9 protein-coding genes are annotated in these 15,948 nt (G+C 31.0%); 7 read left to right on the top strand and 2 right to left on the bottom strand.

The features are described from left to right. Position 1: 1 nt before the first annotated feature. Positions 2-1,891 (bottom strand): RagB/SusD family nutrient uptake outer membrane protein, encoded by a 1,890-nt coding sequence (locus KO506_RS12485; protein ID WP_215995254.1) that lies wholly within the window; start codon positions 1,889-1,891, stop codon positions 2-4. A 10-nt stretch (positions 1,892-1,901) separates the two neighbouring features. Beyond that, positions 1,902-4,814, bottom strand: a complete 2,913-nt coding sequence (locus KO506_RS12480; protein ID WP_215995253.1) for a SusC/RagA family TonB-linked outer membrane protein — start codon at positions 4,812-4,814, stop codon at positions 1,902-1,904. A 198-nt stretch (positions 4,815-5,012) separates the two neighbouring features. Here KO506_RS12480 and KO506_RS12475 point away from each other — a divergent pair, with 198 nt between their 5' ends. The 7 genes from KO506_RS12475 to KO506_RS12445 all read left to right on the top strand — a co-directional run bounded on the left by KO506_RS12475 (position 5,013) and on the right by KO506_RS12445 (position 15,945). Further along, a complete protein-coding gene (locus KO506_RS12475; protein ID WP_215995252.1) occupies positions 5,013-6,035 on the top strand; it encodes a LacI family DNA-binding transcriptional regulator in 1,023 nt (340 codons plus the stop codon). A 140-nt stretch (positions 6,036-6,175) separates the two neighbouring features. After that, positions 6,176-7,546 (top strand): MFS transporter, encoded by a 1,371-nt coding sequence (locus KO506_RS12470; RefSeq protein WP_215995251.1) that lies wholly within the window; start codon positions 6,176-6,178, stop codon positions 7,544-7,546. Between the two features lie 8 nt (positions 7,547-7,554). Next, positions 7,555-8,208, top strand: a complete 654-nt coding sequence (gene pgmB / locus KO506_RS12465; protein ID WP_215995250.1) for a beta-phosphoglucomutase — start codon at positions 7,555-7,557, stop codon at positions 8,206-8,208. Between the two features lies 1 nt (position 8,209). Next, positions 8,210-10,501, top strand: coding sequence for a glycoside hydrolase family 65 protein (locus tag KO506_RS12460; protein ID WP_215995249.1), 2,292 nt, complete (start codon positions 8,210-8,212; stop codon positions 10,499-10,501). A gap of 19 nt (positions 10,502-10,520) precedes the next feature. Beyond that, a complete protein-coding gene (locus KO506_RS12455; protein ID WP_215995248.1) occupies positions 10,521-12,458 on the top strand; it encodes a glycoside hydrolase family 13 protein in 1,938 nt (645 codons plus the stop codon). A gap of 52 nt (positions 12,459-12,510) precedes the next feature. Further along, positions 12,511-13,476: an alpha/beta hydrolase gene (locus KO506_RS12450; protein ID WP_215995247.1), complete on the top strand. Its 966-nt coding sequence runs from the start codon at positions 12,511-12,513 to the stop codon at positions 13,474-13,476. 45 nt (positions 13,477-13,521) lie between these two features. Further along, the gene (locus KO506_RS12445; RefSeq protein WP_215995246.1) at positions 13,522-15,945 is read left to right on the top strand and encodes a glycoside hydrolase family 31 protein; all 2,424 of its coding nucleotides are present in this window, start codon (positions 13,522-13,524) and stop codon (positions 15,943-15,945) included. The last annotated feature ends 3 nt before the right edge of the window (positions 15,946-15,948 follow it).

The raw sequence follows: 15,948 nt of genomic DNA, 5'->3' as shown, positions 1-15,948 counted from the left end.
ATTAGTATCCTGTATTTTGAGTTAAATTAGGATTAGTTGTTATAATATTATTTGGCAAAGGGAAAATATTTCTATAATCTTCTACACTTGTACCATCTTTAGAATCTCCTTTAAAAGGCCATAAATAAGCATCAGTTGTAAAATAGTTATATCTTACTAAATCAGTTCTTCTTTGTCCTTCCCAGTATAATTCACGAGATCTTTCGTTTAAAACAAAATCTAAAGTTAAATCTCCACTTGTTATGTTACCACTAGAGTTGCCAAAAGCTCTTTCTCTAAGTTCGTTAATTTTAGTAACAGCAAGACCTAAATCACCACCACCACCTCTAAGAGCAGCTTCTGCGTAGTTTAAGTAAATTTCTGCTAATCTAATTAAAGGTAAATCTGTATCTACAAAATCTCCTGCAGCATCAGAACCTTGATTACCATTAGAGTCTAAGTTTTTAAACTTTGTTACAGCATAACCGTTTTCGAAAGTTGGTATTTCGTCAATTTCTAAAGTTTGTCCGTCTTTATAGAACATTCCTCTGCTATCACCAACAAATGGTTCTATTGCATAAGTTAAGGTATTTAAATCTAAAGTGATGTAATAAGTGCCTGCTGTTGAAACAGGAATATTTGATCCACCAGCTTCTAATGAACCATCAGTATTATCATCACCATAATTAATACCCCAATCATTATTCATTCTGAATTTTAATTCACCTGGAGTTAAATTCGCATAAATAGCATAAGTATCTGTGCCTGTTTCATACATTTTTGTATCAGGATCATTCCAACCATTTGGAGTAGAATCTCCAATAATACCCCAACTAGCTACTGGTCCTAGATTAGGATTAAGAGTTGTAACATCTACATCAAATTTATTTACTAAACTTTTTGTAGTTCTTAAGCCTCCCCAGCCACCATTTACACCAAACTCAGTAGCATTCATACTACCACCAATTGCAGCGTGAACTAAAAAAGTTGATCCTCCATAAGTTTGTGATCTTAAACCATCGAAATTTAAAGTGAAAATAAATTCATTTTGAGCACCATTTACATCATTATCAGCTAAGAATAACTCGTCATAAGCAGTTCCATTTCCATTTGCATCATTTGTGTTAATTGAATAACTAGATGACATTACGTTATTAGAAAATGTTACAGCTTCTGCATATCTTGGAGTACCTGTAAAAATTTCTGCATTTAAGTATAATTTAGACAATAAAGCCCATGCAGCAACTTGATCTACTCTACCATACTCGTTAGCACCACTTGGTTTTAATTGATCTGTAATTTCTAACAATTCAGATTCAATAAAATTGAACAATTCAATTCTTGTAGCCTGTTCAGGTAATTCTGTTGTTACTTTAGTTACTAAAGGTACACTACCATATAAGTCCATTAAGTTATAGTAAGCAAAAGCTCTTAAAAAACGAGCTTCTGCAATATAAGCAGCAACTTCTGTATCTGTTAAAATAGCAGCATTGTCTATAAAAGAATTACAAAAAGATACTTCTTGAGCTAATCTATAATACATAGCTTCTGTAAAATCGTTACTACCAGACCAATATTGACCATGTAAATCTGGTAAACCAGCATCTCCCCAACCAACAACTGCATGATCTGTAGTTAATTCGTTTAGGTTGAATAACATTCTTGAATATTGAGAAAAACCTTCATCAATATCTGAGATATCTGCTTGTCCTGAAGGTCCTTGTTGACCTGTTAGAGCTAAACTTGCATATAATTTAGCAAGTGCACCTTGTGCATCTGTTGCATTAGAAAACACATCTTCTTCTGTAAAACTATCTGGATCAATTGGAGATTGATTCAAGTCTTCGTGACATGATATTACTCCTAAAGAGAATAACATGATTACAATTAAATATTTAAATTTTTGTTGCATTATTTTTTATTTAAAAGTTAATGTTTGCACCTAAGACAAAAGATCTTGGTCTTGGGTAAAAATTATTATCAATACCTAAATTAATTTCTGGATCTAAACCATCATAATCTGTAATGATTAACACGTTTTGTAAAGATCCATAGAATCTAAATGTTGTGTTTTTAAGCTTATCTAAGGTATAACCAAGTGAGATGTTGTCTATTTTAAAGAAAGATGCGTCTTGTACAAAATGATCACTTAAAGCAGTTTTATCACTAATTACAGTAAAACCACTGTTGTAATAGTCTGAGTGTAAGTTTGATAATATGTTGTTATTTGTTGCGTTTATTTGTACACCTCTGTTTGCTGCAACATCATTGTACATATAGTTACCAAAGCTTGCTCTAGTTTGTATAGATAAATCCCAATTTTTATAATTGATATTGGTGTTAAAGCCCATTAAAACATCAGCAAAAGGATCTTCGTTAATGTATTTATCATCATCATTAATAGTGTTATCATTATTTCTATCAACAAATACACCTTCTAAAGGCTTACCATCAGTATCATAAACTTGTTGAAATACTAAAAAACTATTAGCTGCTTGTCCTTCTCTATGAACTTGAACATTATTACCAACACCTGTTGATATTCCTCCTTGAGGTTGATCTACAGACAATTGTGTGATTTCATTATCGTTTAAAGAAATGTTATAATTAACAGACCATTCAAAATCATCAGTTCTAATTGGTGTAGCATTTATGTTGAATTCTAAACCTCTGTTTTCCATATTACCAATGTTAGCATTAATTCTATTTCCAAAATTTGTAAAAGGATCTACAATTGAACTTGCAATAAGGTCGTTAGTTTGTTTAATATAAGCATTTACAGAACCCGAAATTCTTCTGTCAAGAAAAGCAAAGTCTATACCTAGGTTAAATGTTTTACCTACTTCCCAACGTAAATCTTTGTTGATAGGCTCTGGTCTAAAAGTTTGATAAAAAGCATTACCAAATTGATAATTTGCAGTATCTGTACTACTTTGGTATCTTGTTAAAAATTGATAATCTCCTAAACCATTAATATTACCTATTTCTCCATAACCAACTCTTAATTTTAATTCATTAAAGAAAGAGTCTTCCATAAAGCTTTCTTTATGAATACTCCAAGCTGCTGCAAATGATGGGAAAATTCCCCAACGATCATCAGGATTTAATTTAGAAGATGCATCTGCTCTTAAAGTAGCAGTTAAATAGTATTTACCTTTATAATCGTAATTTGCTCTACTAAAATATGACAATAATACATTTTTAGATTTATCTACAACTTCGAAAGTATTACCATCTTCTTGAGCTTCACTATCAAAACTATAATTGTCATATTCAAAAGATTGATAAGCATGACCACCAACTACGGTTAAGTTGTGTGCTTCATTAAAAGTTTTTGTATATGTTAAATAGGCATCAAAAACTTTATTATCTGATTTTTGAATAAAACTCGTTAATGAACCATTAAAGGTTGCATCCGAAGTTGGTATTAATTCAGAAGTAACTTTTCTACCATGGCTATTAGAAGTATCAAAACCAACATTAATAGTAGCAGTTAAATCTTCTAAACCGTGTATTTTATAATCTATTTTAGCGTTTGCAACTAAACGTCTAATTTCTGCAGAATCATCTACTAAGTCTAATAATGCCACAGGGTTTGTAGGAGCCAAATTATTTTGGTTTCCTGTACCTGCATCTAACCAAGCAAAATAACCACCATATTGCGAAGTTGAATCGAAAACTGCTTGTGTAGGATCAAAAGTAATTGCACCACCAATTGCATCTCTATTTGCAAATTCGTTTTCTGTGTACATTCCTTTTGCATTAAGATCTACTTTTAAATGATCATCTAAAAAAGAAGGAGATAAGTTTATAGAAGCAGTTGTACGTGCTAAATTGTCACCTTTTAAAATACCTTCGTGTTCAGAATACCCTAAAGAAGCTCTCATTGGTACACCATAAAGGTTACCTAAAGCACTAAAGTTATGGTCTTGCCCAATTGCAGTAGTGTAAATCTCTTCTTGCCAATCTGTATTAGCATTACCTAATAAAGCAATTTGATTAGGAGTTCCAATATCATTAATTAATGTACTAAATTGATCAGCAGATAAAACATCAACTTTATCTCTTAACGTATAAACTGTTGTTTGAGAACTAATATTGAATTTAAATTCTCTGTCTTTACCTTTTTTAGTTGTAATTAAAATTACACCATTTGCAGCTCTAGAACCATAAATGGCAGTAGAAGAAGCATCTTTTAAAACTACAAATGTTTCAATATCATTTGGGTTGATAAAGTTTAACGGATTTCTAGATCCACCAACTCCTCCATTATCTAAAGGAATACCATCTATAACATAAAGAGGTTCGCTTGTTAAAGATAAAGAACCTGTACCACGAATATTAATCGTTTGTCCATCTCCAGGAGCACCAGAACCTGCAATTACATTTACCCCTGCAACTTTACCACTAATTAAAGATTGTGCAGATACAATTGGTCCTTTATTAAAGTCGTCGCTAGTTAATAGATCTGTTGTACCTGTTAAATCTTCTTTTTTAATAGAACCATAACCAACTACAACGATTTCATCCAATTGCTCAGAAGATTCAATAAGTTCTATTGTAAGATTAAAAACAGCACCAACAATAAGCTCTTGATCTGCATAACCCAAATACTGAAATACTAAAGTATCTCCTGTTTTAACTTTATCTAAAGAAAAGTTTCCGTCAAAATCGGTTTGGGTACCTTTTGTTGTACCTTTAACCAATATACTAACACCAGGCAAAGGTTCACCTGTTGCTTTTTCTTTTACAACACCATTAATTGTTTGTTGCGCAAACATTGTAAATGATGAAGTCAAAAGAATTCCAATTAACAATAATTTAAATTTTTTCATGTATAATTTGTTAAATAATAACTGTAAATTTGATTTCGACTTAACAATAAATTCACATTCCACATTGTAAATATAGAAACAAGAAGCCTGTTATCAATATGATAAAAATCACGAAAACGGTTTCGTGTTAACAACTTTTTTATTGAAAATCATTAAATTAGTAATATTTATCACTTAAAATTGTCTTTTTAAAAAGAAATGAAGCAAAAAATTACCATAAAAACAATAGCTAAAGAATTAGGGGTTTCTACATCTACAGTTTCTAAAGCATTAAAGGATAGCCATGAGATTAGTAAAGAAACAAAAGACAAAATACAAGCTTATGCAAACCTTTATAACTACAAACCAAACAGTTTAGCGTTACAATTAAGAAATCAGAAAACAAAAGTTATTGGGGTTATTTTACCTAAAATAGTACACCATTTTTTCTCTACTGTTATTATGGGTATAGAAGAAGGTGCTATAGAAAAAGGTTATCATATAATGGTTTGTTTTTCTAATGAATCTTATGCAAAAGAAGTAGAAACCTTAAAAGTTTTATCTAATGGTAGTGTAGATGGTTTGATAGTTTCTATAGCTAATGAAACCTTAAAAAATAAGGATTTTAAGCACTTTACAGACTTGGTGTCAGAAGAAATTCCTTTAGTTTTATTTGATAGAGTTGTAGATGATATTTTATGTGATAAAGTAGTTGTAGATGATGTTGGTGCAGGCTATAAAGCAACCAAACACTTGTTAGATAATGGTAGAAAAAGAATAGCTTTAATTACTACTCCAAAACACGTTAATGTTGGTACTCTTAGAAGACAAGGTTATGAAAAAGCATTGATAGAAGAGTATATAAAAACAGATAAAAATTTAATTGTTGAAATTGATGAAAATAGTGATGTAAGAAAACAAATAGAATTTGTTTTTAATCAAGAAATAGATGGTGTTTTTGCGGTTAATGAGATCTATGCTGCAAATGCTATGAGAATAGCCAAAGAAAAGGGGCTAAATGTACCTAAAGACTTCTCTGTTATTGGCTTTACTGATGGTTTAATATCAGAATATTCTTCTCCATCTATCACAACAATAGCACAACATGGTTTTACAATGGGTAAACAAGCTGTAGAACTTTTAATAGAAAGAATAGAAAAAGAAACTGAGGTTTACAGCCCTAAAAAAATCGTTATTTCTAGCAATTTAAAGTTACGAGAATCTACGAAACCGTCGTCGTAGAATTTTGTATTCATTTTTATCAACTTGATAAAAATAATATATCTTTGTTACATTATTAAGATTTATCAATAAATTACATTCCACAAAATTTATTAATTGATAAGTCTAAGCACTTATCGTATAATCTAATAATTACGATAATGGAAAAGCGTAAATTAAGCTTCTGGCAAATCTGGAACATGAGTTTTGGGTTTCTAGGAATACAATTTGGATTCGCCCTACAAGGTGGATTTATGTCAAGAATTTTTCAAACTTTAGGTGCAGGTAAAGAAGATATTCCTTTACTCTGGATTGCAGCTCCCTTAACAGGTCTACTTGTACAACCAATTATTGGTTATATGAGCGATAGAACTTGGAGTGCAAAATGGGGTAGAAGAAGACCTTATTTTTTAGTGGGTGCAATTTTAAGCTCACTAGCTTTATTTTTTGTACCTCATTCTCCAGCATTATGGGTAGCTGCAGGTTTTCTATGGATTTTAGATGCTTCTATTAATGTTTCTATGGAGCCATTTAGAGCCTTAGTTGCAGATAAATTACCACAATCTCAAAGATCTTATGGTTTTGTTGTACAAACCTTAATTATAGGTATTGGTACATGGGTTGCAAGTAATTTACCTTGGATGGTTTCTCAATTTGGAGTAAGTAACGAAGCAGGATCAGGTGTAGTTCCTATGTCTGTAAAAGTAGCTTTCGCAATTGGTGCTTTCGTTTTTTTGGCAAGTATTCTTTACACTGTTTTTACAACAGATGAATATCCGCCTGAAGATATGGAGGAGTTTGAGAAAGAAAAGGCAAAAAAGAATAATTTTATTCCAGATATTTTAAACAATATAGGGAGTATGCCAACAACTATGAAAAAACTTGGGGTTATCCAATTCTTTTCTTGGTTCGCTTTTTTTACAATGTGGTCTATGGCAAACCCTGCATTAACAGAACATGTTTTTCATAATCCTGCTCCAATAGAATCTGCATATAATATGACAGATACTTTACAAGCAGAAGCATTTAAAATAGCCAATACTAAATTTCAAGAATCCTCAAATTCAGTGGGTTCAGCTATGGGTATTTACGGCTTATCATCTATGGTATTTGCATTACTATTAACACTTTACACATCAAAAAGAAATATCAACAGAAAGTATGTACATCTTTTTTCTTTAATGTTAGGTGGTATTGGTTTTATTATGATGAATTATGCTTCTCCAGAAACTTTAAAATACTGTTTTGTATTAATAGGTTTTGCTTGGGGTAGTATTTTATCTATGCCATATGCAATGTTGTCTAGTTCTGTAGATCCTAAAAAAATGGGAGTTATTATGGGGATTTTTAACATGTTTATCGTAATTCCTCAAATTATCGCAGCTTTAGGAGGTATCAATTATGTATCGAATTTATTAGGAGAAGAAGCTATAAATGCAATGACTATTGCAGGTATTAGTCTAGTAATAGCAGGGTTTTGTAATTTATTAATTACAAACAAAAATGCAATTAGTTATCAAGAAGAAATTTAGAAATTAAGATGAAAAAAGGATTTATTTTTGATTTGGATGGTGTAATCGTAGACACTGCCAAATACCATTATTTAGCTTGGAAAAAATTAGCTAACCAATTAGGTTTCAAATTTACTGAAGAACAAAACGAACTTTTTAAAGGTGTTAGTAGAAAACGCTGTTTAGAAATTTTATTAGAAATAGGTAAAAGAGAAGCAACACAAGAAGAATTTGATAAATGGATGATTGACAAAAATGTCGATTATTTAGAATTTATAAAAAATATGGATGCATCAGAAATACTACCTGATGTACCAAAAATATTAGAATATTTAAAGGAAAATAACATACCAATTGCTTTAGGTTCTGCAAGTAAAAATGCAAAACCCATTTTAGAAAAAGTTGGTTTGTTACCTTATTTTGATGCAATTGTAGATGGTAATCATGTTACTAAAGCAAAACCAAATCCAGAAGTATTTTTATTAGCTGCACAGCAGTTAGGGGTAAATGCTAATGATTGTGTGGTTTTTGAAGATGCAGTTGCAGGTATACAAGCAGCCAATGCTGCAAAAATGATAAGTATTGGTATTGGAGATAAAAATGTGCTTTCTGAAGCGCAATTCAATTTTAATGATTTTACAGAAATCAGTACTCGTTTTATTAAAGATTTAATAGAAAATTAATATGAATCAAGTTTATATACAACCAAATGAGTGGTCAATTCTAGAGGAAGGATTTGATTCACAAATGGTAAAATCTTCAGAAAGTTTGTTCAGTATTGGTAATGGAGCCATGGGACAACGTGCCAATTTTGAAGAAGAATATACAGGCCCAACTTTTCAAGGAAGTTATATTGCAGGGGTTTATTATCCTGATAAAACTCGTGTAGGATGGTGGAAAAACGGATATCCAGAATATTTTGCAAAAGTTTTAAATGCACCAAACTGGATAGGAATTAACGTGTTAATTAACGATGAAAAATTAGATTTATATACCTGTAAAGAAGTTGTAAACTTTAAAAGAGAGCTCAACATGCAAGAGGGTTGGTTGTCTAGAAGTTTTGAGGCTGTTTTACAAAATGATGTAAAAATTAAAGTAGAAACCAAACGTTTTTTAAGTTTAGATTTAGATGAAATTGGTGCCATTTCTTACAATATTACTCCTTTAAGTAATGATGTAAGCATCACTTATATTCCTTATTTAGATGCAGGTATTACCAATGAAGATACCAATTGGGATGACCAATTTTGGGATGTTTTAGGAATCTCTCAAGATAATCACCAATCTTTTATAGAGGCAAGAACCATGAAAACACATTTTTACACGTGCACTTTTATGGAGTCTAAAATATTTATTGATGGTAATGAAATTACAACGAATAGCGCAAATGAGCAATCAAGTAATTTTATAGCCAATAAATATCAACAAGAAATTAAGAAAAATCAAACCTATTCCATTCATAAATTTGGTGGATATGTTGTAGATCGTAATCACGATAAAAGCGAATTAGTTGCTGCAGCAAAAACAGCTTTAGATAAAGCTGTAAGTTTCGGTTTCGATGCTTTATTAGCCATGCAAAAAGAAGCTTGGGCAAAAATCTGGAGCATGTCAGACATCACCATAGAAGGTGATGTAAAAGCGCAACAAGGTATTCGTTTTAATATTTTTCAGTTAAATCAGACCTATTTAGGTACAGATGCATCTTTAAATATTGGGCCAAAAGGATTTACAGGAGAAAAATACGGTGGAAGTACCTATTGGGATACAGAAGCCTATTGTATTCCTTTTTATATGGCAACTAAAGATCAATCTGTAGCAAGAACTTTGTTAGAGTACAGATATAATCATTTAGAAAAAGCGATTGAGAATGCAGAAAAATTGGGTTTTAAAAACGGAGCTGCTTTGTACCCAATGGTTACTATGAATGGTGAAGAATGCCATAACGAATGGGAAATCACTTTCGAAGAAATCCATAGAAATGGAGCCATCGCATTTGCTATTTATAATTACCATCGTTTTACAGAAGATTATACTTACATCCCAGAAAAAGGATTGGAAGTTTTAATTGGTATAGCACGTTTTTGGCATCAAAGAGTAAACTTTTCTACGGATAAAGACAAGTTTGTAATGTTAGGCGTAACTGGGCCAAATGAGTACGAGAATAACATCAACAATAATTTCTACACAAATTACATTGCAAAATGGTGTATAGAATATGCCCTAGAAAATATTGATATTGTTAAAATCGATCATATTTCTGATTATATCAGAATTAAAGAAAAAGTAAATATTACTGATGAAGAATTGGCTTCTTGGAAAAATGTTGCTGATAATATGTACTTCCCTTTTTCTGAAAAGCACAATGTTTATTTACAACAAGATGGTTTCTTAGACAAAGAATTAATTACTGTTGCAGATTTAGATCAGAGCCAAAGACCAATTAATCAGAAATGGAGTTGGGACAGAATTTTACGTTCTCCTTACATCAAACAAGCAGATACTTTGCAAGGTTTTTATATGTTCGAAGATCATTTTTCTACAGAAGAATTAGAGCGTCATTTCGATTTTTACGAGCCATTTACAGTTCACGAAAGTTCACTTTCGCCTTGTGTACACAGTATTCAAGCTGCAAAATTAGATAGAATGGAGCAAGCGTATACTTTCTATTTAAGAACGTCTCGTTTAGATTTAGATGATTACAATCACGAAGTAGAAGAAGGTTTACATATTACATCTATGGCTGGTACTTGGATGAGTATTGTAGAAGGTTTTGGAGGAATGAGAGTTGTAGATAATTCACTTTCTTTTTCGCCAAAAATTCCTAAAGGATGGGATTCTTACTCGTTTAAAGTAAACTTTAGACAACAAGTAATTACGGTTAATGTTAGCCAAAATGGAACTCAATTTGAATTAGAAGGAACCAAAGCAATTAATATTTTAGTAAACGGAGAACAAGTAACAGTATCTCCAAAATAATTATATTTTAATAGAAATTATGAAACATTTCAGAAATATTTTTTTAGTATTATCAGTAATCATTTTTATTTCCTGTAACAATACAGAAACCAAAAAAGATGTTTCTGAAGTTTCAGTTTCTAACACTTTTTTAGAAAGAGTAGAACCTCTTCACTGGTGGGTAAATATGAAAAATACTTCACTCCAGTTATTAGTAAAAGAAGAAAATATTGGGCAATCTAAACCATCAATTTCTTACCCAGGAGTTACTATTAAAAAAGTAAACCAAGCAAAAAGCAACAATTATTTATTTCTTGATTTAGATATTGATGCAACTACAAAATCAGGGAAATTTGACATCACTTTTACTTTTGATGATCAAACCAAAAAAACACACACTTACGAGTTAAAACAAAGACAAAAAACTGCGGATGAATATTTAGGTTTTAACAGTACAGATGCCATTTATTTAATAACTCCAGATCGTTTTTCAAATGCTGATGAAAGTAATGATATTAATCAAAAATTAAACGAAACTACTATTGATAGAACTGATGGGTACAAACGTCATGGAGGCGATTTACAAGGAATTATCAACGGAATAGATTACATTTCAGATTTAGGTTTTACAACAGTTTGGCCAACTCCTGTTTTGGAAAATAATACGTACCAAGGTTCGTATCATGGGTATGCAATTACAGATTATTATAAAGTAGATCCTCGTTTTGGAAGTTTATCTGACTATAAAAATTTAGCTGATAAATTAAGGGAAAAAGGAATGAAATTAATTATGGATCAGGTTGCAAATCATTGTGGTTTAGAACACTGGTGGATGAAAGATTTGCCTTTTGAAGATTGGGTAAATCATCAAAAAAACTACGAGGACAATATTGAGAATTGGAATTATAAAACCAATATCAACTCAAATCATAGAAGAACTACAAATCAAGATTTGTATGCATCAGAAGCCGATAGAAAAGGGAATAATGAAGGTTGGTTTGTGGCTACAATGCCAGATTTAAATCAGCGAAATCCGTTTATGGCAAACTATATCATTCAAAATTCGATTTGGTGGATAGAAACTTTGGGTTTAGGAGGTATTCGTCAAGACACATATCCTTATCCTGATAAAGATTTTATGGCAAATTGGGCAGGAGCAATTATGAAAGAATATCCAAATTTTTCAATTGTTGGCGAAGAATGGAGCTACAATCCTTTATTAGTAGGTTATTGGCAAAAAGGTGCTAAAAACAAAGATGGTTACGAATCGAATCTGAAATCTACCATGGATTTCCCAATGGAAAAAGCAATTATAGAGGGAATTAACGAAGAAGAATCTTGGGACAAAGGTTTAGTAAAATTATACGAAGGTTTGGCAAATGATTTTCATTATGCTTCTCCAAAAGACATCATGATTTTCTTAGACAATCATGATAAAAGTAGGTTATATACAGAAGTAAAAGAAGATGTAGCAAATGCAAAAATGGCATTAGGTTATATGTTGATTTTACCTAGAATTCCGCAAATTTATTACGGAACAGAAATTTTAATGGATGACACTGCAAATCCTGGAGATCATGGATTAATAAGAACTGATTTTCCTGGTGGTTGGCATGGTGATCAAGTAAATGCTTTTACAGGTTTAGGTTTAACAAAAGACCAAAAATCGATGCAAAATTTTGTAAAAACTGTTTTAAATTATAGAAAAAATAGCAAGGCAATTCAAGAAGGAAAAACAATTCATTTTGCACCTTTTATGGGAACTTATTTTCTGTATAGAGTTTTAAATGATGAGGTTGTAGTGCATATCATTAATAAAAATGACAAACCAATTAGTATCGATTTAAAACGTTTTAAAGAAGTTGGTTTAGAAGGTAAAACTTTAAAAAATATCATTACAGGTGAAGCTTTTTTATGGAAAGATGCTATTCAGCTGTCAGAAAAAGGAAGCGTAATTTTAAGTACAAAAAATAATTAATTTACAAGACCTTTTATGTTTTTAAAACCTGAAAGGTTTATATTTTTTAACCATGAAAAAAATACTCATCTTACTAGCAATCACAATTTGTATTTCTTGTCATAAAACTGAAAAAGATCAAAAGCAAGAATCATCAAAATCAGCAATAAAAGCACACGAATTATCAACAACAACTTTAGCTGCAGGAAAATTAATAAGAGTAGATTCTTTTACAAGTCAATTTATAAAACCAAGACCAGTTGATGTTTGGTTGCCAGAAAACTATTCCGAAGAAAAAAAATATGCAGTTTTATACATGCACGATGGCCAAATGTTATTTGATGAAACTACGACTTGGAACAAACAAGAATGGAAGATAGATGAAGTGGCTTCAAAATTAATGAAAAATGGAGTTACCAAAGATTTTATTGTAGTGGCAATTCATAATATTGCTGAAATTAGATGGCTAGATTTGTATCCAGAAAAAGCAATGAATTTTCTAACCCAAAAAGAGTTAGAACTCGTAAAAAGTTTTTTGAATAATGATGTGGAATTGTCAGATTTAACTGGAGATGAATACTTGAAATTTTTAGTAGAAGAACTAAAACCTTATATCGATAAAACCTATGCTGTTTACACCAATAAAGAAAACACTTTTGTGGCAGGTTCTTCTATGGGTGGTTTAATGTCTATGTATGCCATTTCAGAATATCCAGATGTTTTTCAAGGCGCTGCATGTATTTCTACACATTGGGTGGGTGCACAACCTGTAAAAAATAATCCTTTGCCAGAATCAATTTTTAAGTATGTAGAAAACAATGTTCCTGATGCAAAAACACATAAAATCTATTTTGATTACGGTAACAAAACGTTAGATCAATTTTACCCACAATATGCACCAAAAGTGGATGCTATTTTTCTAAATAATGGTTACACTTCAGAAAATTATAAGAATTTATTTTTTGAAGGCACCAATCATTCAGAAATTTCTTGGCAACAAAGAATAGACATTCCATTGACTTTTTTATTGAAAAAATAAACTATAAATCCTGCAAGGTTTTAAAACCTTTGAGGTATCAATCATATGAAAAAATATATAATCCCTTTCTTATTTCTTTTTCTAGTCAATTTTACAATTGCACAAAATTCAAATAGAATTTTTAAAAATGTAAAACAGACTGAAAACGGATTAGAAATTCATGTAAATGATGGTCAATATCTGTTAAAATTTTATTCTGATAAAATTGTAGAAACATCTTTTATTCCTTTAGGTGAAACGTTTACAAAAAACTCTCATGCAGTTGTTTTAGAATCTAAAAAAGTAGAAGTAATTCCTGTGGTTTCAAAAACGGAAAGTATTTTCTCTACGGATGGAATTTCAGTCCACATAAAACATAATCCATTTCAAATAATTTACAAATTTAAAGGTGATGTCATTACCTCAGAAAAACTAGGGTATTACAAATCCAAACACATTCCTTTAGATTTGGTAAGTGGAAATATTGTTACAGATCAAACCGAAAAAATCGAGTTCAATTTAACCAATGATGAGATTTTATATGGAACAGGAGCAAGAGCTTTAGGAATGAACAGAAGAGAAAACAGATTGCCTTTGTACAACCGAGCACATTATGGTTATGAAACGAAATCTGAGTTGATGAATTTTACAATTCCGTTAGTGATTTCATCAAAAAAATACATGATTCATTTTGACAATACTCCAATTGGATATTTAGATTTAGACAGTAAAAAAGACAATTCGTTAACTTACGAAACGATTTCTGGACGAAAAACGTATCAAATTATAGTGGGTGATACTTGGCAAGATTTAATCGAAAATTATACTAATTTAACAGGAAAACAACCTTTACCACCAAGATGGACTTTAGGGAATTTTTCAAGTAGATTTGGATATCATTCTCAACAAGAAACAGAAGCTACAATAGCAAAATTTCAAGAAGAAAAGATTCCTGTAGATGCAGTAATTTTAGATTTGTATTGGTTTGGAAAAACAGTACAAGGAACCATGGGGAATTTAGAAGTTGATAAAGATTCTTTCCCAGATATGAAAGGAATGATTGCTCGTTTAAAAGACAAAGGCGTAAAAACAGTATTAATTACTGAGCCATTTGTTTTATCCAATTCTAAAAATTGGAAAGAAGCAGATAAAAAAGGAATTTTGGCTAAAGACAGTATTGGAGATTCAGCAAAATATGACTTCTATTTTGGTAACACAAGCATTGTTGATATTTATAAAAAAGAAGGAAAAGATTGGTTCTGGAATATTTACAAAGAGATTTTAAATCTTGGTGCAAAAGGACTTTGGGGAGATTTAGGAGAGCCAGAAGTATTGCCTTCTTGGGTTACTTTTAACCAAAATCAAAAAGCAGATGAAATCCATAATTTGTATGGTCATGATTGGGCGAAATTAATTTTTGAAGGTTATCAAAAAGAATTCCCAACAGAAAGACCTTTTATTTTAATGCGAGCAGGAGCTGCTGGTTCTCAGCGATTTGGAATGATTCCTTGGTCTGGAGATGTCAATAGAACTTGGGGAGGTTTGCAATCGCAACCAGAAATTGCCTTACAAATGGGGATGCAAGGCTTGGGATATATGCACTCAGATTTAGGCGGATTTGCAGGTGCCAATTTAGATGATAATTTATACACACGTTGGCTACAATATGGTGTTTTTCAGCCAATTTTTAGACCTCACGCACAAGAAGATGTACCAAGTGAACCTATTTTTAGAAGTGATAAAGCTAAGAAGTTAGCCAAAAAATCTATAGAATTACGTTATCAATTATTGCCTTATAATTACAATTTGGCATTCGAGAATAATCAAAAAGGAATGCCTTTAATGCGTCCTATTTTCTTTGAAGAAGATGATAAAAATTTAATGACAAATTCAACAACTTATTTATGGGGAAAAGATTTTTTAATTACACCCATTTTAAAAGATGCTGTAAAAACAAAAGATATTTATTTTCCAAAAACTGCAAATTGGATTAACTTTTATACAGATGAAAAAATTGAAGGAGGACAAACAAAAAGTGTTCAAGTCCAAGAAAATTCCATTCCTACTTATGTAAGAGAAGGCGCATTTATTTTAATGACGGATCTAGTGCAAAGTACAGACAATTACAAAGCAGATGAATTAGAGGTTCATTATTATTACAATACTTCAAAACAAGAAACCGAAAGAACGTTTTATAATGATGATGGTTTAACAGCAAATGCCTTTGAAAAAGACGCTTATGAAATTTTAGAATTTGAAGCAGAGTTTGATAAAAAGTATCTAGAAATTGATTTTGAAGCTGAATTTGGTAAAAACTGGAATCCTTCAGAAAAAGACATCAAACTAATTATTCATAACCTTAATTATAATCCTAAAAAGATAAAAGTTGATGGTAAAAGAGTAAGAATTTCATCAAAAGAAAATACACTTACAATTCCGTTAAAATGGAATCCAAATAAAGAATTAAAAATTAAAATAGCATTAAAATAAATA

The organism is Polaribacter vadi (assembly GCF_018861005.1).
In the GTDB taxonomy this organism is placed as follows: domain Bacteria; phylum Bacteroidota; class Bacteroidia; order Flavobacteriales; family Flavobacteriaceae; genus Polaribacter; species Polaribacter vadi_A.
The sequence above is the reverse complement of the archived record's forward strand: the minus strand, read 5'-3'. Positions and strand labels throughout refer to the sequence as shown.